Source organism: Mesorhizobium sp. M6A.T.Cr.TU.017.01.1.1, from assembly GCF_004023115.1.
Taxonomy (GTDB): Bacteria; Pseudomonadota; Alphaproteobacteria; order Rhizobiales; family Rhizobiaceae; genus Mesorhizobium; species Mesorhizobium mediterraneum.
In genome coordinates this window covers 1-24,420 of record NZ_RZTA01000104.1, presented here as the reverse complement: position 1 = coordinate 24,420, position 24,420 = coordinate 1, and the positions used below count along the sequence as shown (strand labels likewise).

Below are 24,420 nucleotides of genomic sequence, written 5' to 3'. Positions count from 1 at the left end.
GTTATCTCCCCCCTCGAGGGGGAGATGGCCGGCAGGCCAGAGGGGGTTGTCTCGCGTGAAGCGTCAGCCTCTTACGTCCGTTATGGGAGTCGCGTCAGGACGCGCCGACCCCCTCTGTCGCCTTCGGCGACATCTCCCCCTCAAGGGGGGAGATCAGCAGTTCCTAAGGCTCGGCATCGAACACCGGCGTGAACGCCCGAATGGTGCAGGGCGTCGGGTTGACGTGGCGGATCTTCACTCTGCCCTGCCCTTCCCAGCTGTCGTCGATCGGCACCTCGACATTGCCGGTGAACAGGCTCGCCTTGCCGTCTGGCGCGACAATGCTTGGCATGCGCACCTTCTCCCAGCGGCCGCGCAGGAAGGACTGCACTTCGAGCCCCGACGTGTCGGTCTCGAGTAGCGAAAGCATCACCTTGGCGATCTTCTTGCGGCGGCCGACAATGGAGCCGTCGCGCCCGCCGACATCGAGTTCCAACGTGTTGGCCTCGGACTGGTAGCCGAGCCCGACCTGCCATTTGCTGGCCACGGCGCCGCCCGGCAGCGTCACCTGGCCGGCAGCTACGGGCAGGCCCTTATAGATCTTGCCGCCGGCCAGCACGTCGACGCTCTCGCCGTCGAGATGATCGAGCCCGGAGACGGCATTGACGGCGGCCCCCGAATAGGTCAGGCCGCAATCGACCTGAAAGGCGTCGTCGAGGCCGCCATATTCGAACGGCGCCGTCATGATCTCGATGGTGCGCTTCGTCACGCCGCCGATGCTGCGCTTGACGAACAGCCAGACATCGTCGGCGCCGTTCTGGCCTGGCGTCACAACCGCACTTTCAACGATCCCCCATTCCGAACCAGTAAAGGCGCCACCGAGACGATGCCGGTGCATGCCGCGCACATCCTGCGACGGCTGGTGCGTGTAGCCGCCGAGCTCGCCATTTTCGAGCGGGAACCACAGCACCGGATCGGGGTCGGTCTGGAACGCCAGCTCGACGACGCCTTGCTTGGGAATATGCTCGGAGATCTGGCCGATATCGTCGGAGGTGAATTTGCTGACCGAGGTCTGCACCAGCTCGGCGATCGACTTGCGGCTGCGGGTGACATAGAGGAACGACTGCCCGGCGGCGACCGGGCGGATGAGGGCGCAGCCGAAGGTGCGCGAATTGCGGTTCTTGAACGACGACGGTGTCAGCGCCTCGTCGATGCCGGAGCCCGACAGCGCCCGGACACCGCCTGATGTGCCGATCAAAAGCGCGCCGTCGGAATCGGCGATCCAGACGATGTCGTTGGCCTGGCCGCCGCCGGCCTGCACGAATTCCAGTGCGGCGTCGTCCTTTTCACCGAGCGCAAAATTGTCGAAGTCGCCGGTCGCCGAGGCATAGACCGAGAATCTACGGCTGAAGGCCAGCCGTTCCTCGTAGAGCGAGCCGGTCTCGACATATTTGCCCGGCACGAAGGTGCCGAGCCGCCAGCGGGTGATCGGGCTCAGGTTCGGCAGAGCATGGTTGTGGAGCACGATCTTGACGACCGTGGTGCTGGTTCGACTGGTGATTCTGGCCCAGCGCCAGCGACCGTCCGAACCCAGCAGCCGGATGGCGCGGCCGACATCGCCTGACTGGAAGCCGGCGTCGCCATTGATGCCGACGATCGAGGAAGCAGTCAGGTTGAATGGCGTCTGGTCCGAAGCCTTGATGTGGAAGGCGATTTCGGCGCAGCGCGTGTGCGTCGCGTCGTCGCCGCCGCCGCCGCTGAAGACGATCTGGTGGTATTCATAGGCTGTCGAATTGGCGAACTCGTAGAACCTTGTCTCGCTGTTCGACCAACCAGTCTCCGCCGTCCTGGTGTCGAGGGTGACCCAGTTCGCTCCATCGTTGGAACCCTGGATTTCCCAGGCCGTGAAGAAGTCGAAATTGGTCGTCGCCTTGCTGGCCGCGGTGATCCAGTAGGCATCGACGACGCGCTGCGCGGCGGACGCGTTGCGGTAGCGGATATAGCCGATCGAGTCGCCGGCGATCAGTATGTTCTGGACCCTGTCGCGGTCGAACATCTGGTAGGCGTCGGGATCGCCGCCCGCATTCGAGACCGTTCCACCTGGCGTCGTATTGCCGGTCATGGCCGGCGTCAGATGACCGGTCTCGGCTGGTGTCAGCGTCGTGCCGGTCTCGTTGATGTCGTCATAGGGACCATCGAGGAATTCGAAATCCTCCAGCGTCCATGTCGTATGCGCGGTGCGCGTCAGCACCTTCGGTGGATAGTCCTTGTGGCTGATCCACATCTGGTCGGCAGACTGCACATAGGCGAGATCGAAGAGGTCGGCTTCCGCATAGGGCGAAGCGATCTCGACCGTGCCGACGCGGGCGCCATAGGCATAGACGCGGATATAGAAATCGCCGAACTCCAGGCAGTAGGCCTGCTCGGATGAGAAGATGAACGGGATGCCGCGCGTTGTCTTGGCCGCGTTCTTCACCTCGCCGACGAAGATGGTGCCGCCGCGCTTCCTGATGCCGCCATGCGGCAAGGTGACGAAATTCTCGCATTTGGAAAGCGCTGCCCGATAAAGATCGAGCGAGGCGCGCGCATGCAATCGCGGACTGATCTCGCCACGAACGAATGCGTCCTGGACCGGATAGAGCGTCGTCATCAGCGCACAAACCGGTTGTCGCCGCGCTGGATCGCCCAGGACGACGTCGAAAGCCTGCCGCCACGCTGGATGGCGTTGGCGTGGAACGCCGCGTCCAGCGCCCGGTCATAGGCACCCCGGGCGATGTCGATCATGCCTGCCTTGTGGGTCAGCGGATGCGCGATCTTGATGGCAAGTGCGCTCACCAGCACCTCCGTGAACAGCGCGTCCCAATCGTTCGGATCGGTGAGATTCGCGACGTATTGGATGAGGCGCGGCCCGGACTGGTCGGAATAGATCAGCCCGGCCTCCTGGCGCCACGAGATCGGCATGCCGTCCGGCTCGCCACTGTGGGTCAGCGGCAACGGCCGCAGGCAGTCCAGCGGCAATTCATAGGCAAAGTTCAGCGTGCCCGCGCCGCTACCAGTGTCGGCTCCGGCGACTGCGGCCGCGAGGATGGCGAAGACCCAGGCGTGTTTCGTCAGCTCGGCTTCGCGGGTCAGGTCGAAATGCATGTTGAGCAAGCGCGCGGCTTTCACATCCTGATCAAGGCTGTCGATCGGCGCCTCGTCGAGGACGCCAAGCGCCATGTTGGCGATGTCGAGCGGGGTGATGGCCATGGTTTAGGCCTCCGTGAGTATGGATCGGGAAAAGCAGGGCATGGCGGCCCCACGGCAAAAAGCCGCTTCGTAGCGGCTGGGGATCTGGTGATTTTGGGCTTGGGCAAAACGTTCGCACGTCTTGTGCGTGGAACCCGTCACGATACCAACCACCCGTCAGGAAACGGGTGGCGTGGGATGTGTTTTCAGTCCCTTGTGCTCGTTCGAGCAACGAAAAGACGACAATATTGTCGCTATTGCAGTTTCACGATGTCGCCGCGCAACGCGGCGATGATTTGCGGCCTGAATTCCTGCGGCATCAGCCGAGGCGTGCGCTCGTCGAGATCCGCCGCCCTGCTTCGGCTGACTTGGCAAAGGCGCTTGCTTGCAGCCTTCCGGTACCTCTTCCCATCGCCAAACCCTTGTCCAGGGCATCTTGAAGACTTGTCGTGTAGTAGGCGGTGTTTTCCAGACCGCTGAAGAAGTTTATACGGTGAACTTCCCCCTTTTTGCTTATGACAATACCCGCTTTTCGGAGCACTTCCTGAACCGCCTTATATGTCATACTCATGGTTACCCTCCTTTGCCAAGACAAGGCAGCATCGCCCTTTTGTGTAACCGTTTGGTGACGGCGATTGATTAAAGTGCAACATGAATATGTTGCGAGCCCCCAAGACTTGTTTCACTCTGGAGCAGCGCAGCGCGTGAATCTGGAATTCGCTACATGGCCGACCTGGCGTCCCGAAGTGGCGGGAGGTCTGATACTCCCGCCCTTCCGGTCCGATCACGCCTCGGTCGTCTTCAGCGCGATGAACGTCATGTTCTTGACGTTCGACGCAGTACGGTCCCAGTTCGCCGCCAGCGCAAGCTCGGCGTCAGTGGCGAATTCGCCGGCCGAGGAGGCGTCGAGGAAGCGCGTGCCCGGAACGTGCGGGACGAAGTGCCGGCGGCCGACCATTTCGGTGACGCCGCCGCCATGGCCCTGGCGCGGCTTGCGGTCGAACTCCAGCGGCCCGCCTTCGGTGTTGACTGGCAGCTCGTTCCACAGGATCGCCTTGTCCTTGAACATGAAGGCAGTGTAGACGCCCGCCGCGACCGGGATGTCGTCGTCGACGACGGCCCGCAAGCCCATGTAGTATGGGATCAGCGGCCCGCCCTGCTCGGAGGGCGGCACATAGTCGATGAGGTCGGCGAGCTTCAGCGCCTTCATCTGCTTGGAATGCATCCAGATCGTCTTGAACTTGTCGGCGCGGTCGCCCATCAGATAGGCGGCCTCGATGATGTCGGTGTCGACGATGGAGGCGCCGGTGACGCGGACGAGGTCGCCCGCATCATTGGCGAGGTTGTCGGCCAGCACGCCTTTCAGGATGCCGAGCAGCGTCAGCTTGTTGGCACGCTGCCAGTAGTCGGTCTGGCGACGCACGATCAGCTTCTGCGGATCGTCGCCAGCCAGGATCGAGGTCAGGTCCGGAATGCCCCACGCCTGGGCGCGGACATTGCGGGCAGCCACCTCGCGGCGCGCGCCGATCTTCTTCATCTCGATCGAGTCGGCCGGATCGTCATTGACCGGTTCGGACGGATCGTTGCCGAGATCCTTCCAGCCGGGCATGTCGACGGAGCGGCCCCCCATCGAGAGTTTCGAGGCGATGGCCGGGTCGGAAAACAGGATCCCGGCTTGATAGATCTCGAGCGACTGGACATGCTCCTCGAACGAGTATTGTGCATAAACGGACGGAACGATCGCGTCCGCGATACGGGTGTAGGCGTCTGCCATTTTTGTCTTCCTTCATGGGTTGATTGGCGGAGAAGGTGTGTTGAGATTCAGGTCAGGCCGAGCCGGAGTCGAAGACGGGCGCGAAGCGACCAAACAAGGTGGCTTTTGAGAACTGGAGCGGAGCGGACATTTGGGTCCGTGAGCACCGGAAGCGCAGAAAGCCGTCGTTTGCAGGCCGGCATCACCTGGATATCGACACAGCTTTAGAGGGGGTTGTTGGGCATCCACAGATCGGGGTTTTCGCCGGCCTCGCGTGCCAGCCGCCGGGCGCGGGCGGGGTCGCTTTTGACGAGGGCTGAGATATCAGTCAGGTTGCGTTCGCCGGCGGCGTTGCGCTTGAAGGGGTTGCCTCCACTCAAAGCCGCGCCGCCGTCGATCGTGTCTTCCCTGAACATCGCCTCGCCGATGGCGTGGAACGCCTTGGCGATCTGCGGATCGGTCAGCGCCCCGTCAGACAGAAGGATGCCTTTCGCCTTGTAGGCATCGACCAGGCCGAGCTTCTTCATCGCCCGGTTGGCGACCTCCAGCCTCTGGCGAAAGCCATCGCTGTCGGTCGGTCCCCAGTCCCTTACCAAGTCGTCGTGGGTGGTCTCGACCGAACGCGCCAGGGTTTCTTGCTGCATCTTGGCCTGCTCGGCCATGTAGCCCACGAACTTGTCGTGATAGGCCTGCGCGACTTTTGGGGTCGCGCCTGCCTCGACCGCCCACGCCTTGGAGGCGTTGGCAAGCTCGTCCGAATAGGCGAAGTTTTCGGGGAGCCCGTCGGGGCGTTTGTACTCGACCTTGTCAGGCGACGTCAGCGGACGCATCGCCAGGGGAAGCAGGGCATGGAACCTGTCCCAGTCTTCCCCAGGTGCGTCCGCCGCGGGAACGCGCAGGCTCTCACCCTGTTGCCGTTCCAGCTCCGCATAGGACGTGAAAACCCGATCGAGGCTTTCAGGCTTGGTTCAGCCCTTGGTTTCAGCGAGCTTGCGGTTGCCTTCAGAAAGACCGTCAAACCAACTCTTGCCGGCCGACGGGGCTGACCCGTTGTCCCCGTTGGCCGGTGGCCGTGCAAGGTTGCCCGCCGGTGGCGCCGCCACCACGGACCCGGCGTCTGCCATATCTGTCATGAGATGTTCCTTTGTTAAGGTTAAAGCTGATGATAGGAGCTGGCGGCGGAGCCCAGTATCTCCCCCCTTGAGGGGGAGATGGCCGGCAGGCCAGAGGGGGTACCAACGCGTGGAGCGCCAACCTCCATCTGTCGCTGAGGTCGCGCCCAGTCGCACCGACCCCCTCTGTCGCCCTTGGCGACATCTCCCCCTCAAGGGGGAAGATTAACGCTACGCATTATCGCCCCAGTTCTCCCACAGCAACGTGATCGTGCCGGTGATGGCGAGCGTGCCCTCGGCGTCGATGTCGGTGCCGGTCGCGAAGGCGAGGTTCAGGTAAAGATCGACCGGCGTCACCGTGCCGTCGAGCGTCGCTGCCGCAGCCACGTCGGCGACCGAGGCGGCCGACAGCGCGGCACCGGCGCCGTCCAGCGTGCGGCCGGTCGCGGCCAGAACGTTGACCATGGTGCCTGTGAGCGCGGCGCTCGACGCCGCCGCCGACCCGAGCGACCAGCTGAGTGCCGCATTGTCGTTGATGGTCGAGGCGCGTGTGGTCAGCACGGCGAATTGCAGCCTTGCGGTGCCGCCCTTGATGCGCACCTTGCCGTCGAGAAAATCGAAAAGCTTCTGACTCGCATAGGCAAGCGCATCGGTGACCGGCACTTGCATGGCGTTGAACGAAAAGACGGTGCGATATGCGCCGCCCTGCCCGCTCGTCCTGGCGGCAAGCCCGGCTTTGGGCGGGGCAAAGCCGGCCTCACGGGCCGCGGCACGGGAAAGCGTCCGGGAAAGACCTCGGGTCATGGCATTCTCCATTCTTGGGGATTTGGGATTGGCTAGACCCGCCGCAGGCGGGGTTCGTCACGGCCGGAGCCTGATTCATTTCGATAGAGCCCGGCTCTATCGCCTTGTTAAACCATGATCTTTATGATCTTTTTGTTTGACCATGATTTTTCCCAGCCGGAGGCTTGGGCCGTCAAGACGAAAGAAACCATGTCTTATTTCGTGAGGCATGGTGCCCCTGTTCCGCCGCAATGCGACCGCACTTGGCAAAGCATTGACCCAAGGCTTTAAAGGAGGACTCCAAATGACCATGCAGAAAGCCATTGCCGCCGCGCTTCTGACTGCCGTGCTGGCAGGGTGTGCGCAGACCGAAGGCCAGCAGAGAGCCGGAACCGGCGCATTGATCGGCGGCGCCGGCGGCGCTCTCGTCGGTCAGGCGATCGGCGGCAACACCAAGAGCACCGTCATCGGCGCAGCCAGCGGCGCCCTGCTGGGTGCGGTGGTGGGCAGTGCGACCACGCCGCAGCGGCGCGGCGAACAGCTTTGCCGCTATCAGGACCGCAACAGCGGCCGCATCTACACCGCACCTTGCGACGACCGCTACTACGACGGCAATTATTGAGCGTAGCGCCGGCGCTGGTCTTCCCTTCTCCTCTTGTGGGAGAAGGTGGCCGCGAAGCGGCCGGATGAGGGGTGTTCTAGCTTGGCGCACACCTCGTCCAGATCGGTGACTCGGTAGCCAGCCTCTCATTTCTTCCAACACCCCTCATCCGTCTCGGCGCTAAAGCGCCGATCCACCTTCTCCCACAAGGGGAGAAGGGATCACTTGCTTTCCAGCCTCGCCGCCTTCTCCAGCGCCGCCAGCTGCGCCTCATCCAGCGTCAGGAACCCCATAATGTGCTGCACCACTTCGGCGCGCGCGTTGCTCAGCGCGCTGTGCAGTTCGAAGCCATTCGGTGTCCTGGTCCGGGCCATCCATTCGCCATAGGACGGGCGGCGGTAATAGCCCGTCGTCGCCGCGAGATCGGCCAGCACCATCTCGCCGTCTTGCCCGGAGAAAACCCTGAGATAGGCCTTGGTCAGCGCATCACGCGCTTTCGCCGGACCGCCGGCCTGCCCGGAATGGGCGAAGCGTTTGCGGCTCATGCGCCGGCACCCGGCGCAGCCGGGCCGCCCGACGTGTCAGGCTGACCACCCTGCAGCATGCCTTGCAAGGCATCGAGCAGGCCGCTGTCGCGCGCCTGAATCGCCGCCGGCACCCCATCCTTGGCCACTTTGCCGGCAGTGGTGATCGCCGCCATACCAGCCTGGGCTTGTTGAGCCTTGGCTCTGGCGTCGCGGATACCGGCGACCTCGTCCTGGCGGCGAAAGATGCGTTGCGGGCTGCGGCCGGCGCCCTGCACGATCTTCAGCGCCTCGTCGCCGTCGATATTGTCCATGACGCCGGGATCGAACTGCGCCATCTGCATGGCCGTGGTGACGACCTGAATGGTGTCGCGGGCTTCTGCCGAGCGGCGCAGCACGTCGAGCGGACCGGTGAAGGTCGGCCGCACCGCCTTGCCGGCAAGGCTGGCCGGCGGCAGGAAGCGGCTGTCTTCGTCATACAGTCCTTTGTCTTCCAGGATGCCCAACTCGCGGTCGAGATTGCTGGCGAATCCAGCCTGGATGATCGAGCCCGACGGTCCGAGCAGCGCGCCCTTCTCTTCCTGCCTGATCAAGGCTTCGGTCGCCGTCATCTGCGGGTTCTGCACCAGCGTCTGGAATAGATTGACGAACATCATGTCGCGGATCTCCTCGGCCCGGCTTTCCGCGTAATTGAACGCATAGGTCGGGTTCTGGCCTGTGGCGATCGGCGCGATCAGCGGCCGTCCCTGGTCGTCGATCAAGCCGGGATAATTCTCGCCGGGATTAAGCACCGGCACATAGTCGAGCCGCGCCTTCGAGGCGGTCGCCGGATCGGTGATCTGCTGCAGCGCCCTGAGGCCCGACCGGCGCACGGCGTTTTCCTCGCGCACCGTGGTCAGCGCTTCGATGGTCGGCGAGATGCCATAGGGGTCGCCCTCGTAGCGGCGCCAGTTGAAGCACGACACCGGGAAGGAGCGGAAACCGCTTTCCCTGACGATGACCTCCTCGTCCTCGATGACGTGATAGGAAGCGAATGCCGTGTCGAGATACTGGTAGGAGCCGCTGAGCCGGTACATCTTGCGCTCGTCGCGCGGCTGGATGCACTGGATCAGCGAAATCTTCGTCTCGCATTTGGCCGGGTCGTCGACCAGCATCTTGATCCGTGCCGGCAGCTTCTCATAGCCGAGCAGCTGCGCCGCTTGCCGCGCGGTGCGCTCATAGCGGCGGTGGAAAATATCGACCTGACCCCAGCGGTTGCGCGAGAGAAAACCTTCGACCACCGGGATCGAGGCATAGCGGATCAGCGTGCCGCCAAAACCCTCCTCGGCATAGAGATAGGCCGGACCGTAGCGCACGACATTGCGCAGGCAGGCCTGTGTTGCCGGCACGAAATTCGAATTGGCGGAATAGCGCAGCGAGAACAGGAAATCGCGAAGCGCTTCCGCCCATTCCTTTTCCTCGTCGCTCTCCTCGTCATTCATGGCGGCGGTCGACAGCCCGTGCCATTTTTCCGACTGCGGAATGATCAGGCTTTCCAGCCCGGCGGCCGCTCCAGATGTCGGGGGCATCGGGATCGCAGAATTCCGACACCGCCTCCCAGACAGCCTCATACTGGCTGCGCTCGCTCTCCAGTTCGGCCTGTCGCGACAGGATATCGTGGGCACGGGAATCGCTCGTCATGGCAATCTTTCTTCGGTGATCTCAGCTTATTTTAGCGCGGTCGAATTTTGTCCGCTTTTGCGATGTTCAAGGGAGGCGCGGCGGGCCTTTAAGGAGGTCGATGTGACAATGACGGAGAGCCTACCCAGTGCCCTGACGAGGCGAAGCAAGCAGGTTGCAAAGCGGCTTATCGGCTACGATTCCCGCAACTGGCTGCGCATCAGGCAGATCGAGGCGTTCACCGCGTTTCTTGAGGCGGACGGCCGCAAATCGTCTGACGTGATCGAGGTTTCGCCCGGCTGGAACCGCTACTGGAAGACGATGTGCTCCAACTATACCTCGGTCGATTTCCCCGATTTCGACATCTGCAAGGACCGCACCGACCGGCAATACTCAGTCGTCATCGCCGACCAGGTGCTGGAGCATGTGCAGCGCCCGCTCGCCGCGGCGCGGAATATCCATGCCATGACCCGGCCGGGCGGCTGGGCGATGGTGGCGACGCCGTTCCTGTTCAGAGTGCATGCCAGGCCGCACGATTACAACCGCTGGACCCCCGCCGGCCTGAAGCAGGTGATGGTCGAAGGCGGTTTCGCCGAAGCCGACATAGAAGTGTTCGGCTGGGGCAACAAAGCCTGCGCCAAAGCCCATATCGGCGGCCCAGTGCGCGCCTACGGCCTATGGCGCGATTTGAGCAACGACGAGGAATACCCGCTGATGGTCTGGGCGTTTGCGCATAAGCCGGAGTGAGCCCTCAAGGTGGCTTCAGCGCCGGCGCTTGAACACCCCCCTCTGTCCTGCCGGACATCTCCCCCTCAAGGGGGGAGATTGGCAGCTTCGCCGATAGCTCACTTCTTCAACGCTGGAGATTGGCGAAAGCCGCCATGATAGCCAATCTCCCCCCTTGAGGGGGAGATGTCCGGCAGGACAGAGGGGGGCCTGCTTGGCGCTACCCCTGCCGCCGCTTCACCAGCCGCGCCAGACGCCGCCAATACCACCAGGGCCAGTCGCCCCGGCTCCTGAACACCCGTTTCATCGCGCCCATTTCACACCCCCAGAAGCACGCGGCGCTGGCCGGTGAGATCACCGGGCGACAGATCGGTCTTGACAGTGCTCAGCGTTCCCTGGCGCTGCTCGAGCTCAGCCCGGAGCGCTGCCTCGCGCGCCTGCACGTCCTTGTCGGCAATGGTCGGTGTTGGTGGCAGCGGCTTCAGCGCCGGCGGCTTTTGAAAAAGGCACATCGTTCCAGCTTTCTCTTGTCCAGTCATAGAGGATGAAGGTTTCGCCGTTGCGGCCGTAGCCCGGCAGACGACAACGTTCAGTGGCGCCCAGCCCGGCAAGCCAGCGCAGCGCCAATTCATTGGCAGCCAGTGCCCGCGCCTCGACCCGCCAGGCGCCGCGCGCAGCGACCTGCGGCCCGAGCACGGCGTGAAAGAACTCAGTAATCCCAGGCACGCAGCGCCTCATGCGGCGCGTGCCCCAGCTCCAGGCGATCCACAGCCCGCCGCGCTGCTCGGCAGCGCCAAAGCCGGCTTCCGGATTGCCACCGAGCTCGGCGACATAAGCAAAACCCTGCAGTGCGGTGAGCGCCAGCAGCGCCGGCGACCAATGGTCGAGCTGGCAGTCGATCTCGGCCCGGTCCTCGGGGCGCAGATTGGCGGCGATGTAGGAGAGATCGCGCAAGGTTGCGGGGATGATACGGAGCGTCATGCGTATCCTTCGTCATCCCGGTGCGAGGGCGAAATTTCCGAAGCTCGTGCACTGTGCCGTGCCAATGCTGTCCAAGCTTTGGGCCGTCAAGCTTATATATCCAGACAAGATTACTCTCATCCGAAACCTTGGGATTTGCATAATTCAGATATCACCGACCACAGACGGCGCACCGCCTTTACTTAAAGGCGTTGAAAATCAGAATGGGCTGTCATGCATCAGAATGGCAACTACGAATAAAAAATAAATAGTAAAAAATCCGGGAACGCTAAGTGCTGCAGCTCCAAAAAGGACAAAAGCGCGCTGAAGCGGCGTCAATGATTTGGACCTGACGCCTTTTACTGCCAAGTATATCGCCAACACAAGGCTCACAAATCCCCAAAAAAAAATTGCCATCTACTGTCTCCTGCGGAATCGGGAACACACAGCTTAACCCCACCAAAAAAACCAAATCTCTTTATAGAAAGCAAAATCCCAAATAACTATATATCCTGGAACGCTGATAATTGCCGCAACAAAAATAACAGAAACACGCCGATTGGAATCGATACTTTCTGATATAACACCAAACACTGCCAATATTATTGCCAATACAAATGAGACAGACCCGAAAATATAAAATTCCATCGGTTATCCCCTAAAAAATTATCACAATATATGACGATGGGTGCTGAGCTTATCCAGATCGTTACCAATTGCCAAATGACATCCTACTTCCAAATTGCGCCTGTCCAACGGCTGATTGTGCGTCATCGTAAGCCCTTTGCGCATCATCGCGAGCCGAAATCTCTATGGCGCTCGGTATATGGAGCGCCATCTCTCCAGCAATTTTACCTTGGAAAAGTTTCATTGCGCGCGAAGCATATGTTGACGCCTCGTTGCGCTCTTCGTCGGTCTTTAAGGCCGGATCTTTCATGTAATCCTCATTGTCGAGGTATGTTTTCAAAGACGCTACAAGTTTCCTATCGGCCGCGATTACATCGCCCGGCGTTTTCGCGTCGCGATAGTCCCCGTCATGTCGCTTATAGAATCCGTCCTGAATATCAAAAGGTGGTAGGTCAAAACCACCACCCCGAGTACCGCCAGTCCAGCCAGGCCCGCCGTAAATGCCATAGGTAGGAATCTTCCTGTTGAACCAATCGGACCAGCTTAGGGCCTGGTCGCCATCCTGATCATGGCTTATCGGGTGGTCGGATTCCCAATGCTGTTCCGAGTGGCCATCTCCCAAGGGAGTATTGGCGAGGTCGAGCAGACCCATGGGATCAACCACTGCCGCCCGAAGCGACCTATCGGCCGTATTGTCGGCAACCTTGGATACGCTGGTTCGAAGCAAATGATCGAGCACTGCCCGGCGTTGCTCACGAGGCGTCGCGATGAGCACATTGCGCAAAACCGCGTCCTGGTCCTGTGGAGGTCGATTCTGATCTCGGAGCGTGTCGACAACCCGTTCCGCCACGGAATTCGGCAGCGGTTGTATGGTCTTAAAGCCCATCTGCTGCTGGGCTGCGATGGAGCCGACGATTGCCACTTGATAGTCTTCCAGCTTCGACAGATTGTTCCAGGCAGCATCGAGCTTCGCGAAAGCCCTGCGAACATATCCGCCCGGATCGCCTTGCCTTGCTTTGAACGTCAGATCGGCGGCCGCGGCGATGGCGTCGTGTCGCGCTTTGCCCTCCTCCGGCGTTGCGCTGGCCGCCTTAGTGTTGGCGTCGTTGACCATAGCGTCTATTGCGTTGTTGGGCACATCACGCATGTCGTGGAATTGACGGCTGACATTGACCGCCCGGTTGAATAGCTGAAAGCGCCTGTCGCCTTCCGTCGCGCCATGAACATTGACGAACTGCTCGGGAGTGGGAAGCAGACCGTCATAGGCTCCGGTATCCTTGATGGCTTCAGGTGCATTCTGTTCGGCAAGACTGATATTGGCGCGTGTATCTACCTGTCGTGCCGCATCGACGGCGAGGGCCAGCCGGACCAAGGCCGGCCGGTCTTCGGGCGCAATGTCGTCTTGAAACGCCTGCGCTGTTCGCTCTTCCGGGGTTAGCTGTCCGACGCCGTCGCCCTTCGAGCCCGATGGGCTTGCAGTGTCTTGCCTCGGCTCGCCACCAACCGCGGCGGTATCGTCCTTGGTCCTATCGCCGGCTTGTGTCGCACCGAGCATTTCGGCGGCGCGTTTCGGGTCCAGGCCGATCGTCGCCAGCATCAACGCCTTGGCCGTGTTGCTCCGCCAGGCAACTTCCGCCGCTTGCCTGGCAAGCGGGTTGCCGATCTTGGCGATCAGGTCGAGGCCGTGCTGTCGGATCGCCTCGAAGTTCGCGGTATCGTTAGGGTCGCTCCGTGCGATGGAGTTGGTGGAGATATTCTCGACCTTGGTCCACTGGCCCTGCTCGTACTCGTCGCGGCGCGCCTGCTGCCGCGCCGCCATGCGCTCGGAACCCATCGCGCGGATTGTCTCCTTTTGCCTGGCGAAATTGGCACGTTGGCTTTCGGGTATTTTCGGCAGGGCATCGTCGAACAGCGTGTCGAACAGGCCGGGCTTCACCACTTGGCTGCTGCGCGGATCGACTTGGCCGTACATGGCGTCATGCAGGCCGGCACCATCGGGCGCTGCATTGCCCGCCACATCGGCCTCGGCTTGGGCGATCTGGTCCATCATCTTGCGGCGGGCAATTTCGGCGTCGAACGCCTCCTGCTGCTCTTTGCGCTGTTGAAAGCGCTCGGAGACGGCCGAAAGCTCGCCGCCCAGGTCTTGCATGGCGCCGCCGATTGGCGATCCCTGCGGATATCGCACCACGTTGCCGGTATCGAGCCGGCGCTGCGCCAGTTGGAGAGGTATGGTCGCCATCTAATTGTTTCCTGCCCAACTGGCTCTGAACAAAAGGGGGTCGCTCTGCGGGAGATCACGGCATGGCTGATCGCATTGCATGCCGGCCGCCGCATTCGCGGGCTTTGTCGGATCGACGATTATTGGAGAGACGGCGGAGTTGCCGGCGTTGCGGATCCCCGCCGCCAGAAGCCCCGTGAATTCCGTCGAAACAATGCAGCGTCGTCCGCCCCGCCTCACAGGTTTCGGAGTTTTGCGGCATCATGGATATCGGTGCGGCCAGCACCGGGGAGACAGGCGGAACCCCATGCCGTCGGCGACCAGGAGCCCAGCGCGATATGGCGGACGAACCATCAGCCGTCGACGCTCCAGACAAACGCACCCCCGGTCGAAGTCGGGTGGGTCTAGAGTGGGGCTGCACGCCAATCTAGATGAAAGTTATTTCAAACTTTACACATTAATTAAACCGCTAGTTAATCAGCACATTCACGATCACGTATGCTAACGGCCCCCCTGCTTTGGGGGACTTGTTGACGTGTTAGAAGAGGATGTGTTGGAGAAGATCACCGATAATCTTCCAGCGGGTCGGAAATCTTACCGCTTTTCCGCAACGTCCTGAACTCCGCCGGGTCGACCACCGCTTCCCTCAGCATCATCACGCCGTAGCGGGTCGCCGCCATCAAATCGTCGCGTAGCTTCACCACTTGCCCGTCCTTGCGGTGATAGAGCCGAAACTCCTCGAACCAGGGCAAAAGCGTCGAGAACACCTTGAAGCGGCCGGATTGCATGCGGTCGAGCATTTCCATCAGCCCGGCTTCGACCGAGACGGAGCCGTCGGCGAACTGCGCATGGCTGGAAAGCATGTTCAGCCCGTGCGCGGCATATTGTTTGGCCAGCGCAACGCCCGCCCCTTCCAGCGTCTCGCGGCGGCCGTCGCGCGGCCAGGCCCAAGGCAGCCATTCGCCCCAGGGTTTGAGCGTCAGCGCCTGCATGGCGGGCGTCTGCTGCGACGCGCGGCAGGCTTTCGAGACATAGACGACATCGGCCTCCGTATCCCAGGCGAGCTCGACAGCGGCCGAGGGATGGTCCCAGCCGAAATCCAGCGCGCCGAGCCGCGGCCAATAACGCGGCAGCCGGAACGGCTCGCAGACGATCAGTTCTTCCGCCACCGGAAAGATACGGCCGGAGCCCAGCACCGGAATGCCCTTGGCCCGCGCCTCGCGCTCATGAGCTGGATAGGCTGATATGATCTCGGCGCGTTGCTGCGGCGTGTAATGCTCGGCATCGTCGATGGTCATGAAGGTGACGTGGCGGGTCATTTGTGCGGCTTTCCGGCTTGAATCGTTTTGGCAGTCGTCGGACGTATGGTGTTGTTTGGGCGGAAGCTTTTGAAAGCTGGCGGGACAGCGCCCCCCTCTGTCCTGCCGGACATCTCCCCCACTTGGGGGGAGATTGGCAGTTTCCGCGTCCCGCTTGCCTGCAACCGTTGGAGATTGGCGAAAGCCAGGGTGACATCCAATCTCCCCCCTCGTGGGGGAGATGTCCGGCAGGACAGAGGGGGGCGCGCAGGAACGCAACGGGTGAGCGGAAGCGAAAGCTCCGTCTCCAAACCACCTCACCTCCCCATCCCCTCCACTTCCCCCGCCGACAAAAACAACAACACCACCTCCGACATGCCGAGCAACGGCGTGAAGGTGACGATGGTGATGCCGCCCGTCGCGTTGGTGCGGGTCAGGCCTTCGGAATAGATGTCGAGCGGCGGCTCCTCGTCGAACCAGACGCCGTGCAGTGTTTCGCCCTGCCACTTCTCGCGGCCCTTCTCAAAACTCTTGAACGACAGCACCGATTCATCGGCCTGGACATCGCCGCCACCGCCATGGCGGACCACGACGCTGTCGAGCCCATGCGGCGCGCCGCGCCCCATGATGGTGCTGACAATGGCGTCGGCCGGGATCATGCCGGTGCCCCACGCGGCCGGCTGCTGCGGCGGGCCGATCAGGATGCGTTGCGGGTTGTCGCGCGTGCCCTCGGCGGTGACGCCGGCCGCCCAAAACCGCACCGGCGTGTCGAAAACCTTGCCTTGCCACCACTCGGGATAACGGCCGGTGAGGTGCATCGCCCATTCGGCGCCGCCGGCCCTTGTCTTGCCGAGCTGGTTGCCGGCCATGAACAGCCGCTCGCGGCTGGTCGCGCCCGCTGCATGGAACTCGGCCTGTTTTGGATAGGGCCGGTACGCGGCAAGCTGATTAGCGCGGCGTCTGCGGTCCAATTCCCTCAGCAGGCTCAGATACTCGGTCTTTGCCGTCGAGGCCCGGCTTTGCGAGACCAGGCTTGGCGAGGACAGGCTTTGCAAGGCCCGGTTTTGCGAGGCCCGGTTTTGCGAGAAATGGCCGGAGGACGGCTTCGAGGCCGCGGATGCGCTGCCTGATTTCGTCATCGCTCAATGCTTCCAGACTGTTGATGTTGAGATGCAGATCCTTGGGCAGCACCGACAGCACGATCTTTAGATACTGGTCGGGCTTTTCGGTGCGAACCTCGGCGATGACGCCGGCGCCATGCGCCCGGAAATCGGCACGGATCGCTTCCAGAAAACCATCGGCCAGCGTCTTTTTCGTCCGCTTTGGCCGGCTGGAGGACCTGGGTTCCGTCACGCCAGGCGGTTCGTCGTCGAGAGAATCCTCGGCCATGCCCTACCCCGCAGCCCCGGCGAGCGCCACGATCTCGGGCTTCGCCGTTTTCTTGACTGCCGGCGTGGGTCGCTTGCGGGATTTCGCCCGCTTGCCGGCGCGCTTTGCCTTTGGTTTCCGCGGCCGGCTTGCCGCTTCGGGCTTCGCCTTGCCGGAGCCTGTCTGGGCTTTGAGCGCCGCCCTGACGACACTCACGGCATTGTCGCTGACGCCCGCCAAGGGAAAGCCAAAGCCGCCGGCCGCGTCGACGGCACCGCCCCGGACCATGCCGATCTGCACACCGGCCGGAACGTGCTCGACCCGGCCGTGGCGCACAGGTGCGGCGCCCTCGAACTGGCCAATGGCGCTGACGACCTCGCGGCCGTCATCGTCGGTGATGATGGTGGCGTAACGGCTGGACATGGGGGTTCTCTGGCGAGCGACAGGCGTGTTGCGGAAGGGATATATTGATGGGATGGTGAGACGACAGAACGGAGATTTAAGGGGGTGACCCTTTCGGAAATTCGGCATCAGGTGGAAATGGAGATCGACACCTACGTGATCGAGTATCCAGCGGGCATGGTGGGAACGCCGCTGCCGGACACGTTCTTTGTCGAGGCCTTCAGTCGATGAGGCAGGCTTTGGTCGAGCCGTACTGGATTGACGCCATTCCGTTCAACGATGCAGCGGAAACTGTCCGGCCATATGCCGTCATCTCTGACGACCGAGATGGTTATTTCCTGGCCTTTGACCCTGAGACACAGGCATTCGTCCTCATATTCAAAGACGGTAACGCAAGACACCGTGCCTCTCATATCGTGGGCGACACTGTCGGCTGTTTCCTCGCACAATAGTCAATCGCCCGAACTCTATGGAAAGCGAGCCCGCTTTGCCTCGATACCATCCGATAAACGTGCATCCCGAGATAGATTGCAATCAAAGCGACCTGCTCGAATTGCGCTGGACGAACGACGAGGTCGTCGCTGATTTTGTCATTCCCGATGACGCGCAGCATGCGCTCCGCGTGCAGTTCCACAACGAAGTGATTATCCGTATCCTCGATGAAATGCCGCTCAGCACCGAACACGAGATAACGACCAAGGAGGGCTTGGTCGCAAACCATTTCGCTTACCGGGTGGAAGGCGCGATGTTCGAGAAGTCCCAGTCCGAGACGTGGCGGTCGACCCACCAACCCGCGACGCACTACCGCTTCGTAACCGGCTGGGCATGCCTCGACGTTCTGTCGGCCAAGGAGCCGGACTTTCAGATCGTCAAGCGAGGCAGTTAAAACAAAAAACCCGCCTCGGCGGCGGGTCGTTGGCGCAAATCAGCACCATGCCTAAATCAATAGCATAACTGCCGGCACGAAGTCAATGGTGGAGCGATCGATTCAAGGAGAAAATTCCTGCATCGAGCGACACGCGCGCACGAATGTCTCGAAGCGCTCGATCCCCGTACCGCCATGCCGGGATCGGAACCGGCGTTCGCGCGTTTGGAGCTTAGCCAATGGGAGCGAAGCCATGAATGTCGCCAACCTGCAACTCGAAGGCCTGCTGATGGCCGTCGCATCGATCAATCAGGTTCTTGTCCGCAAGGGCGTGCTCACGGTCGAGGAGATAGACATCGCCTTGCGCAGGGCCGAAGCCAGCGAGACCAGCGAGGAACGGTCCGAAGGCATGTCGGCGTCGAGCCGCGATGCCGTCAACTTCCCGATCCGGCTGCTGGAACTGGCCAACCAGTGTCAGCCGGAGACGGACATGCCGTCGTTCTCGAAACTGGCGCGCATGGTCGGCCAGATGAAGGAACCCTACAACGACCAGATGTGACGCCCTCCCCACATCAAAGATGGCAGGTCGAACGAAGGTTCGCGATCAGCTCGCAGACCCAAGCTTCAGCGCCAGCACGCGGCCCGGCCCATGGACGGCAGCAAACAGCAGCCCGGCCAGGAAGGTGAAATGGTCGACGAAGAAGCCGAACTCGGCTTGGTTGCCGGCCCAGTGCGACGGCCCGTGGAAGGCAAAGCCGAGGAACAGCACATAGGCGGCGGCGACAAGAGCGGCCTGTGAAAAGAAGGCACCGGTCAGGAAGCACAGCACGAGGACGACTTCGAGCAGGGCCGCGCACCAGGCCAGAAACAGCGGGAACGGAAATCCGGCAGCGGCGATGTAGCCCGCTGTGCCGCCCATGTCGGCGAATTTGAAAGTCACCGCCATGAGGAAGACGGCCGCGAAGATCAGCCGGCCGATGAGAATTGCCGCGGTTTGCCACGCTGATTGACCGGGTGAATGAGCGGTTTCCAACGACATGATGTCCTCCAGGGTTGCGACGGTTCCGCCCCAAGGACGATACACCAGCCGCAAACCCGACATCGTCCCCTGAGAACCCTTGGCTGGGACAGCGCAAGTGGCCAGGCCGCCGCGAGACTGGGTTCCTGGATCTACTCGGCCGCGTGGTGGCTGATCGAGTCCCGCACAGTCCCATACTGGCTGCCCCAGCGGTCGGTCATGTCGCAGCGTATGTCCCACAGCTCCGGGAAGAAGCGGTGGCGGGCGCCGGCCTCAAGCAGTTCGACCGGCCGGCCCTTCAGCGATTTCGCGCCCAGCCCGATCGAGCGGTGGATGAGGTAGAGATGGTTGGCGCGGAATTTCTGGAACAGCTCATCGAATTCGATCAGCGCCTCGGCGACGACATAGCTGTCGCCGTGATCGTATCTCGCGTCATAGACATCCTCGACCGAGAGCCCGCGGCCATCGAGATAGGACGCCTTGAAGGCCCGCCACAGGTCCGGCGGCATGCGCAGCAGGAGCTTGAAGCCCGGTGATTCCTGGCCGCTGCCATTGCCGAGCTGCAGCCGAATCTCTTGGTATTCCTTGGGCGACATGGTTTCGAGCAGGTCGAGCTGCGCCGTCATCATGCGCATCAGCCGATGCACGCGCCCCATCAGCGTGACGATGCGGTGGGTGTTCTGCTGCTCGAGGAAGTCGACGACATCGACCAGCGTGTAGGTGATGAGCTTCATCCACAGCTCCTCGACCTGGTGCACGATCTGGAACTGCAGCTCGTCGGCATTGACCATCTCGGCCAGCGGCTTCTGGCAGGCGAGAAGCTTGTCGCACCTGAGGTAGACGCCGTAATCGCGCATTTCGGGCGCTTCGATGCGGGCATAATAGTCCGGCTTGTGCATGGCAGCTGCTCCTTTGCCCGGCCCATAGGCTCAGGGCATCTGTTCGGTCCGAGCTTGAAGGATAAGCGCTTTTGGCTTGAACATTGTTCCTTTTTGTTATCCAAATGCAGGAAATGAAGGACGAACGTCCGTTAATGAAGAGATTTTGGAGAACGATATATGCTGGATGCCCTCGATCGGAAGATCGTCGCGGCGCTGGAACGCGACGCGCGAATCTCCTTCGCGGCGCTTGCCGACGAGGTCGGCTTGAGCAAGACGCCGTGCTGGAAGCGGGTCAAGGCGCTGGAGGACGCCGGCATCATCCGCGGTTACTCGACGCGGATCGATCCGGCCAAGCTCGGCTTCGGCATCGAAGCCTTCATCCAGGTGTCGATCGATTTCGAGCTTTCCGAAGCCTTCGAGGCCGCAGTCCAGGCACATCCGCTGATCCGGCGCTGTCACGCCACGACAGGCGAAGCCGACTATCTCCTGCAGATCGTGACGGTCGACATGATGGCGCTGGACAGGATGCTGCGCGTCGAGCTCAGCCGCCTGCCCGGCGTGCGCCGGACGATCACCTCGATGGCCATGCGCGAGATCAAGGGTGGCATTTCTTTCGCCAATGCCGTTGGGCATACGCAGAAGCGATAGTGGGCCGACAGAGGCTGGGGTTTCACGCGATTTGGATGGTTCAGGCTGCGGTTTTGTCGGGCTTGTCCATTCGCCGTGCCGGGCTTGGGGCTGGATCGACGTCCGGCTCCTTCTGCTGTTCGGCGTCGGCTTTCCGCTTCGGGCAGTCCTCGTAGCCATGGTCGCGCCCGCCGCAATATGCGCAGCATTTTGCCGGGATATCGGGGCGAAACATCGTCGTCATGCATTGAAATGCACGTGGCGACCGTCTGGTTGCGTCGCACCGTTACTTTTCGCTTACATTAGGGATTTGGGCGCCGAATCCGAGACTTTAAGGCGTGTAGCCCAGCGCGGCCAGGACCGACAGCCCTGCGACCAGGCCAATTGCAATAACAATGCCGAAATGCCGTTCCAGGAATCTGGGCGGCCCCTGCCAGTCGTATCGCATATCTGAAACTCCGCCGGGTAATCTGGGGCAAAGTGTTCAGGCGTCAAGGCCGGCGGTCCTGACAGGCGATAGACTTGACACCCGGTAGACTTGATGGGCGGTAGACAGGCAGCTGCCATTGTTCATATCGTTGTTCATATCGGAACGCGGGACGGCACTCATGCCCGAGCATCCTTCATCAGCGGGAGAAAGCCATTCCCAGCCCGCTGCGGCACCTGACCCTCGTCTGGCCTTTGTTTATGCGGAGGCGGTGCGTGGGCTCCAACACCAGCAGAACGTGGTGGAGAGCCTCAATACGCGCGTTGGCAATCTGATCTTTGCAACCGCGTTCGTGAGTTCTCTCCTCGGCGGCAGAGCTCTCTTGGATGGGCTCGGGCCGTGGGACTGGCTGGCGCTGGCGCTGCTTTTTCTGATCGGGCTGCTGGTCGTCATCATGTTGTGGCCCTACTACGCCTATACGTTCCGCTTCGATCCAGAGCAGTTGCTCCAGGACTTTGTCGATCAAAACCCTTCCGGATCCATGGATGTGATGCACCGCGCGCTTGCGCTCCGCATTAAAACCGACATGGCCAACAATTGGCGGATCATTCAACGCCTGCGCATGTCGCTACAGCTTGCCCTGTTTCTATTGTTGCTGGAACTTTTGGCATGGCTGTTCGCGATAACCCGCGTCTAGGCTCAGGGCCATTAATCCAGCAAGGTTAAGACTGCCTTGAGACTATACACGCGATAAACTCTCGCGCTAAAGCTGAGCTTCGATGGCCGCCTTGTCTATGACAGACCATACTTGTACGATCTTTTCGTCGCGAAGTTCATAGATCACGTTCTCGGCGAAGGAAACTCTCCTCCCACCTACAGGGAGACCAAGGAACGTTCCTTTCGGCGTGCAGTCGAAACCTAGTCGGCTCGCTATATAAGGCGGATCGGAAATCAGCATCTGGACATTGAAATAAAGGTCCGGAATTTCATCAAAGTCTCTCTCCAGCATTTCGCGATAACCTGACAAGCCGAGCCGCCGGCCGTTGTGGATCACCTCATCATCGACGAACTGTCCCAGCTTCGGCCAGTCCTGCTTATTCAGGCAGGCAATGTAGTCTCGGTAGACGTCGCGGAGGTCGGTTTTAATCACGGCGATTGCTCCTATCTCTACAAGGCCCTGCTGAAAAGGCAGTGTCTCACATGCTCAAGCAGATGACTGCATGAAGCGGCTTCATGCGCGGATGAGAAAGTGCTAGACAGCGTCCACTTCCTCTATTCCCGCTTCGTCTAATGGTAGGACAGCGCCCTTTGAAGGCGTGAATCGTGGTTCGAGCCCATGAGCGGGAACCAGCATCGGACCGCCCGTGCCGGGCAGCCGATCAGTCTTGATCCGATCAGATCGCTGCAACGCGCCAACAATGCCAGGACGAGGCCGGCGTGCCGTCCTTTTCCCAACGGACAAGGATGGTCGGTCGGACCAAGGAGCCCTATAAAGACCACATGTGACGGAGGACGACATGGCCGACGACAAATCCAAGACCAAGCAGGATCGCAAGCTGGCTTCCAGCGAGCAGCCTTACGAAGTCGCCGCCTTTGCCAAGAAATACGGCATACCGCCGAGCGAGGCCGCGACGATCATCAAACGGTACGGGCCTTCGAGGAAGAAGCTCGATGCGCATATGGCGAGCCGCAATGCCTGATCTGCACCCGGCGGCGTCGGCCTGGATCATCACCGCGGCTTGACCATGCCGCCTGTTTCCGGCCTGCCGGCGCTATCGACCGGATTCAACGCCAGGTTTCAATAACTCGTTTACTTTGACGCGATACCACCCAACGGGGAATCGTTGGGAGGTCGGATGTCGGACCGTGCATTGCGCTTTGAATGTGTCATGGAGCCAAACGGCCGATGGATGGTGTGGGACGCCAGGCGCGATCTTCCGGCCCAGTTTTCGGCGCTTGCGCTGATCGGCCTGCGTCACGACGAGGCCGCTTCGCTTTGCCGCCTCTTGAACGAGACAGCCTCCGAGACAGACGCCATCTATGCCCGGCAGAGCCGCGCGTCCTGATGGTTGCGCCGCACAGCGCTGAGGCGGCTGGCGCTCCGAACTGAATCCATCGATCTGTAGAAGCAGGTGGCCCTTGCCGAAGTCATCGGCTCGGCTTCGCGGGCCTCGGAAATCTTGAACAGGAAGCGCTTGCTGACGATGGATATGGTGCACCAGATCCACAAGAATTGGCACATTCCAGCGGAAGTGCTTATCCAGCCTTATCACCTTTCAGGTGATGAGAAGGCCGAACAGCGCCGGGCCCGAGCGGCTGCTGGATAAATCTCTCTCCCCCGCGGAACGCTGCCTTTGGCTGCGGATGGCGTATTGGCACGGCAGGCAGATGTCGCGCACCCTGCCCGCTCGCCATTCACCCGCGGGACCGGGATTTTGCCTTGACAAACAAAGGTGCTATATTAGCTGACTAATCGATTCACAGTCGGCGAGCCGGCATGGCCAAGAAGAAGTCAAAACTGGAACCGTCCAGCATTTCCGCGGTCTCTTCGGCGGAAGCCTATGAGGCGACCTATTTTGCCCGCAAGTGCGGCCTGACGCGGGATGAAGCGCTGAAGATCATGCGCGAGGCCCAGGGCTGGGTGAGCATGACGATGCCGTCCACCGCCAAGCGGAAGAATTAGCCCCACGAGGCGGCGCAGTGGGCGGTAAGGCATCGGCCAGGGAGGCGCAGCCGCCCCCTCAAGCGGCACGACGAACACGCGCAGCATTGAGCGGAGGCCGCGTTCCGTCCCACCGGCTCGACCCATCAGCCCTGGATAGAGTCCTACGCTTGCCGTCCTACCGGCAAAGCCGCTTGCGCGCTCGCTCGCGCCACGATCGCTTGCAGCGGCTCCGGCCGGTGCAGCAGAAATCCCTGGCCGAAGGCAACGCCCATATCCCTGAGGATGTCGAGCGCGTCCTGCTCTTCGATCTTCTCCGCCACCACGGAGCAGCCGAGGCTTTTGGCGATGCCCGATATGGCCGAGACGATTTCGCGGTCGAAGCGGCTCTCCGCAATATGCTCGATGAAGGACCCGTCGATCTTGATCGCATCGACGGGAAAGCGCCGGAGATATTCGAACGAGCTCATCCCCGCCCCGAAATCGTCGAGGCTGACGCGGCAGCGCCGCTCGCGCGCCTTGCGGACGAACTGTTCGGCAGCAGTGAAATTGGTGACGGCGGCGGTTTCCGTAATCTCGAAGCCGATGCCGGAATGCGGCGCCCCGGTCTCATCGATGACGGCGTCGACGAAATCCCAAAGCTGCGGGTCGCTCAGCGTCTGCGCCGACAGGTTGAAGCCGAGCGTCAGCGCTCCTGACTTC

General features: G+C 61.5%; 32 protein-coding genes, 1 tRNA gene and 1 pseudogene. 12 read left to right on the top strand and 22 right to left on the bottom strand.

Annotated elements, in window-relative coordinates:
- Nucleotides 1-163: 163 nt before the first annotated feature.
- The 7 genes from EOB36_RS26290 to EOB36_RS26265 all read right to left on the bottom strand — a co-directional run bounded on the left by EOB36_RS26290 (nt 164) and on the right by EOB36_RS26265 (nt 6,876).
- Complete coding sequence (locus tag EOB36_RS26290; protein ID WP_128286032.1) at nt 164-2,629, bottom strand: hypothetical protein; 2,466 nt, start codon at nt 2,627-2,629, stop codon at nt 164-166.
- A complete protein-coding gene (locus tag EOB36_RS26285; protein WP_128286031.1) occupies nt 2,629-3,228 on the bottom strand; it encodes a hypothetical protein in 600 nt (199 codons plus the stop codon). Before EOB36_RS26285 ends, EOB36_RS26290 begins: the two co-directional genes overlap by 1 nt.
- Before the next feature lie 298 nt (nt 3,229-3,526).
- A complete protein-coding gene (locus tag EOB36_RS26280; RefSeq protein WP_095482685.1) occupies nt 3,527-3,778 on the bottom strand; it encodes a hypothetical protein in 252 nt (83 codons plus the stop codon).
- Nucleotides 3,779-3,991: 213 nt separating this feature from the next.
- On the bottom strand, nt 3,992-4,981 hold the full coding sequence (locus tag EOB36_RS26275; protein WP_095482686.1) for a Coat protein: 990 nt from the start codon (nt 4,979-4,981) through the stop codon (nt 3,992-3,994).
- 203 nt (nt 4,982-5,184) lie between these two features.
- Nucleotides 5,185-5,790: a hypothetical protein gene (locus EOB36_RS26270; protein WP_245467892.1), complete on the bottom strand. Its 606-nt coding sequence runs from the start codon at nt 5,788-5,790 to the stop codon at nt 5,185-5,187.
- Between the two features lie 138 nt (nt 5,791-5,928).
- Entirely contained in the window at nt 5,929-6,093 is a 165-nt protein-coding gene (locus EOB36_RS35375) for a hypothetical protein (RefSeq protein WP_245467891.1), read from the bottom strand.
- A gap of 210 nt (nt 6,094-6,303) precedes the next feature.
- Nucleotides 6,304-6,876 (bottom strand): hypothetical protein, encoded by a 573-nt coding sequence (locus EOB36_RS26265; protein ID WP_128286030.1) that lies wholly within the window; start codon nt 6,874-6,876, stop codon nt 6,304-6,306.
- 283 nt (nt 6,877-7,159) lie between these two features.
- Between EOB36_RS26265 and EOB36_RS26260 the strand changes: the two genes are divergently transcribed.
- A complete protein-coding gene (locus EOB36_RS26260) occupies nt 7,160-7,477 on the top strand; it encodes a YMGG-like glycine zipper-containing protein (RefSeq protein ID WP_095482688.1) in 318 nt (105 codons plus the stop codon).
- 200 nt (nt 7,478-7,677) lie between these two features.
- Here EOB36_RS26260 and EOB36_RS26255 read toward each other — a convergent pair whose 3' ends face one another.
- Nucleotides 7,678-8,001 (bottom strand): hypothetical protein, encoded by a 324-nt coding sequence (locus EOB36_RS26255; protein ID WP_126105759.1) that lies wholly within the window; start codon nt 7,999-8,001, stop codon nt 7,678-7,680.
- Nucleotides 7,998-9,548: a portal protein gene (locus EOB36_RS26250; RefSeq protein ID WP_245467890.1), complete on the bottom strand. Its 1,551-nt coding sequence runs from the start codon at nt 9,546-9,548 to the stop codon at nt 7,998-8,000. Before EOB36_RS26250 ends, EOB36_RS26255 begins: the two co-directional genes overlap by 4 nt.
- A gap of 220 nt (nt 9,549-9,768) precedes the next feature.
- On the opposite strand from EOB36_RS26250, the gene EOB36_RS26245 reads away from it, so the two are divergent.
- Complete coding sequence (locus EOB36_RS26245; RefSeq protein WP_128286033.1) at nt 9,769-10,386, top strand: methyltransferase domain-containing protein; 618 nt, start codon at nt 9,769-9,771, stop codon at nt 10,384-10,386.
- 390 nt (nt 10,387-10,776) lie between these two features.
- Here the strand turns inward: EOB36_RS26245 and EOB36_RS26235 are convergent, their stop codons facing one another.
- The 8 genes and pseudogenes from EOB36_RS26235 to EOB36_RS26195 all read right to left on the bottom strand — a co-directional run bounded on the left by EOB36_RS26235 (nt 10,777) and on the right by EOB36_RS26195 (nt 17,259).
- Nucleotides 10,777-11,346 (bottom strand): hypothetical protein, encoded by a 570-nt coding sequence (locus EOB36_RS26235; RefSeq protein WP_126105756.1) that lies wholly within the window; start codon nt 11,344-11,346, stop codon nt 10,777-10,779.
- Nucleotides 11,347-11,544: 198 nt separating this feature from the next.
- The gene (locus tag EOB36_RS26230) at nt 11,545-11,742 is read right to left on the bottom strand and encodes a hypothetical protein (protein ID WP_126105755.1); all 198 of its coding nucleotides are present in this window, start codon (nt 11,740-11,742) and stop codon (nt 11,545-11,547) included.
- A gap of 33 nt (nt 11,743-11,775) precedes the next feature.
- Nucleotides 11,776-11,973: a hypothetical protein gene (locus EOB36_RS26225; protein WP_126105754.1), complete on the bottom strand. Its 198-nt coding sequence runs from the start codon at nt 11,971-11,973 to the stop codon at nt 11,776-11,778.
- A gap of 61 nt (nt 11,974-12,034) precedes the next feature.
- On the bottom strand, nt 12,035-14,191 hold the full coding sequence (locus EOB36_RS35370) for a hypothetical protein (protein WP_245467889.1): 2,157 nt from the start codon (nt 14,189-14,191) through the stop codon (nt 12,035-12,037).
- A gap of 542 nt (nt 14,192-14,733) precedes the next feature.
- Nucleotides 14,734-15,789 carry a terminase family protein gene (locus tag EOB36_RS26215; protein ID WP_281035499.1) on the bottom strand — a complete coding sequence of 352 codons (1,056 nt, stop codon included), beginning with the start codon at nt 15,787-15,789 and terminating at the stop codon, nt 14,734-14,736.
- A 29-nt stretch (nt 15,790-15,818) separates the two neighbouring features.
- Nucleotides 15,819-16,499 (bottom strand): annotated as a pseudogene (locus EOB36_RS26205) (terminase family protein); the annotation flags it as partial.
- Nucleotides 16,417-16,857, bottom strand: a complete 441-nt coding sequence (locus EOB36_RS35365; RefSeq protein ID WP_245467887.1) for a hypothetical protein — start codon at nt 16,855-16,857, stop codon at nt 16,417-16,419. The gene EOB36_RS35365 and the pseudogene EOB36_RS26205, both read right to left, overlap by 83 nt.
- 3 nt (nt 16,858-16,860) lie before the next feature.
- Entirely contained in the window at nt 16,861-17,259 is a 399-nt protein-coding gene (locus EOB36_RS26195; RefSeq protein WP_095482695.1) for a hypothetical protein, read from the bottom strand.
- A gap of 84 nt (nt 17,260-17,343) precedes the next feature.
- Here EOB36_RS26195 and EOB36_RS35805 point away from each other — a divergent pair, with 84 nt between their 5' ends.
- The 3 genes from EOB36_RS35805 to EOB36_RS26185 all read left to right on the top strand — a co-directional run bounded on the left by EOB36_RS35805 (nt 17,344) and on the right by EOB36_RS26185 (nt 18,662).
- Complete coding sequence (locus tag EOB36_RS35805) at nt 17,344-17,469, top strand: hypothetical protein (protein WP_280953335.1); 126 nt, start codon at nt 17,344-17,346, stop codon at nt 17,467-17,469.
- Between the two features lie 238 nt (nt 17,470-17,707).
- Nucleotides 17,708-18,124, top strand: coding sequence for a hypothetical protein (locus tag EOB36_RS26190; RefSeq protein WP_095482697.1), 417 nt, complete (start codon nt 17,708-17,710; stop codon nt 18,122-18,124).
- Nucleotides 18,125-18,356: 232 nt separating this feature from the next.
- Nucleotides 18,357-18,662 carry a hypothetical protein gene (locus tag EOB36_RS26185; RefSeq protein WP_095482698.1) on the top strand — a complete coding sequence of 102 codons (306 nt, stop codon included), beginning with the start codon at nt 18,357-18,359 and terminating at the stop codon, nt 18,660-18,662.
- Between the two features lie 45 nt (nt 18,663-18,707).
- Here EOB36_RS26185 and EOB36_RS26180 read toward each other — a convergent pair whose 3' ends face one another.
- Both EOB36_RS26180 and EOB36_RS26175 read right to left on the bottom strand, forming a co-directional pair.
- Nucleotides 18,708-19,142 carry a DoxX family protein gene (locus EOB36_RS26180; RefSeq protein WP_095482853.1) on the bottom strand — a complete coding sequence of 145 codons (435 nt, stop codon included), beginning with the start codon at nt 19,140-19,142 and terminating at the stop codon, nt 18,708-18,710.
- Between the two features lie 131 nt (nt 19,143-19,273).
- On the bottom strand, nt 19,274-20,020 hold the full coding sequence (locus EOB36_RS26175) for a tryptophan 2,3-dioxygenase family protein (RefSeq protein WP_095482699.1): 747 nt from the start codon (nt 20,018-20,020) through the stop codon (nt 19,274-19,276).
- A 159-nt stretch (nt 20,021-20,179) separates the two neighbouring features.
- Between EOB36_RS26175 and EOB36_RS26170 the strand changes: the two genes are divergently transcribed.
- A complete protein-coding gene (locus EOB36_RS26170) occupies nt 20,180-20,650 on the top strand; it encodes an Lrp/AsnC family transcriptional regulator (protein ID WP_095482700.1) in 471 nt (156 codons plus the stop codon).
- A gap of 40 nt (nt 20,651-20,690) precedes the next feature.
- On the opposite strand, the gene EOB36_RS26165 is transcribed toward EOB36_RS26170, so the two are convergent.
- On the bottom strand, nt 20,691-20,873 hold the full coding sequence (locus EOB36_RS26165; protein WP_095482701.1) for a hypothetical protein: 183 nt from the start codon (nt 20,871-20,873) through the stop codon (nt 20,691-20,693).
- Between the two features lie 364 nt (nt 20,874-21,237).
- On the opposite strand from EOB36_RS26165, the gene EOB36_RS26160 reads away from it, so the two are divergent.
- On the top strand, nt 21,238-21,753 hold the full coding sequence (locus tag EOB36_RS26160; RefSeq protein ID WP_128286028.1) for a hypothetical protein: 516 nt from the start codon (nt 21,238-21,240) through the stop codon (nt 21,751-21,753).
- 66 nt (nt 21,754-21,819) lie between these two features.
- On the opposite strand, the gene EOB36_RS26155 is transcribed toward EOB36_RS26160, so the two are convergent.
- On the bottom strand, nt 21,820-22,206 hold the full coding sequence (locus tag EOB36_RS26155) for an ester cyclase (protein WP_095482703.1): 387 nt from the start codon (nt 22,204-22,206) through the stop codon (nt 21,820-21,822).
- A 126-nt stretch (nt 22,207-22,332) separates the two neighbouring features.
- On the opposite strand from EOB36_RS26155, the gene EOB36_RS26150 reads away from it, so the two are divergent.
- The 5 genes from EOB36_RS26150 to EOB36_RS26130 all read left to right on the top strand — a co-directional run bounded on the left by EOB36_RS26150 (nt 22,333) and on the right by EOB36_RS26130 (nt 23,739).
- Nucleotides 22,333-22,406 (top strand) — tRNA-Gln (locus EOB36_RS26150).
- A 167-nt stretch (nt 22,407-22,573) separates the two neighbouring features.
- The gene (locus EOB36_RS26145; protein ID WP_095482704.1) at nt 22,574-22,756 is read left to right on the top strand and encodes a DUF3606 domain-containing protein; all 183 of its coding nucleotides are present in this window, start codon (nt 22,574-22,576) and stop codon (nt 22,754-22,756) included.
- A 156-nt stretch (nt 22,757-22,912) separates the two neighbouring features.
- Nucleotides 22,913-23,122, top strand: a complete 210-nt coding sequence (locus EOB36_RS26140) for a hypothetical protein (RefSeq protein ID WP_126105746.1) — start codon at nt 22,913-22,915, stop codon at nt 23,120-23,122.
- A gap of 66 nt (nt 23,123-23,188) precedes the next feature.
- Entirely contained in the window at nt 23,189-23,383 is a 195-nt protein-coding gene (locus EOB36_RS26135; protein ID WP_185928303.1) for a hypothetical protein, read from the top strand.
- A 170-nt stretch (nt 23,384-23,553) separates the two neighbouring features.
- The gene (locus EOB36_RS26130) at nt 23,554-23,739 is read left to right on the top strand and encodes a hypothetical protein (RefSeq protein ID WP_127293357.1); all 186 of its coding nucleotides are present in this window, start codon (nt 23,554-23,556) and stop codon (nt 23,737-23,739) included.
- A 143-nt stretch (nt 23,740-23,882) separates the two neighbouring features.
- Here EOB36_RS26130 and EOB36_RS26125 read toward each other — a convergent pair.
- A partial coding sequence (locus EOB36_RS26125) for an EAL domain-containing protein (RefSeq protein WP_164897620.1) occupies nt 23,883-24,420 on the bottom strand: 538 nt, incomplete at its 5' end.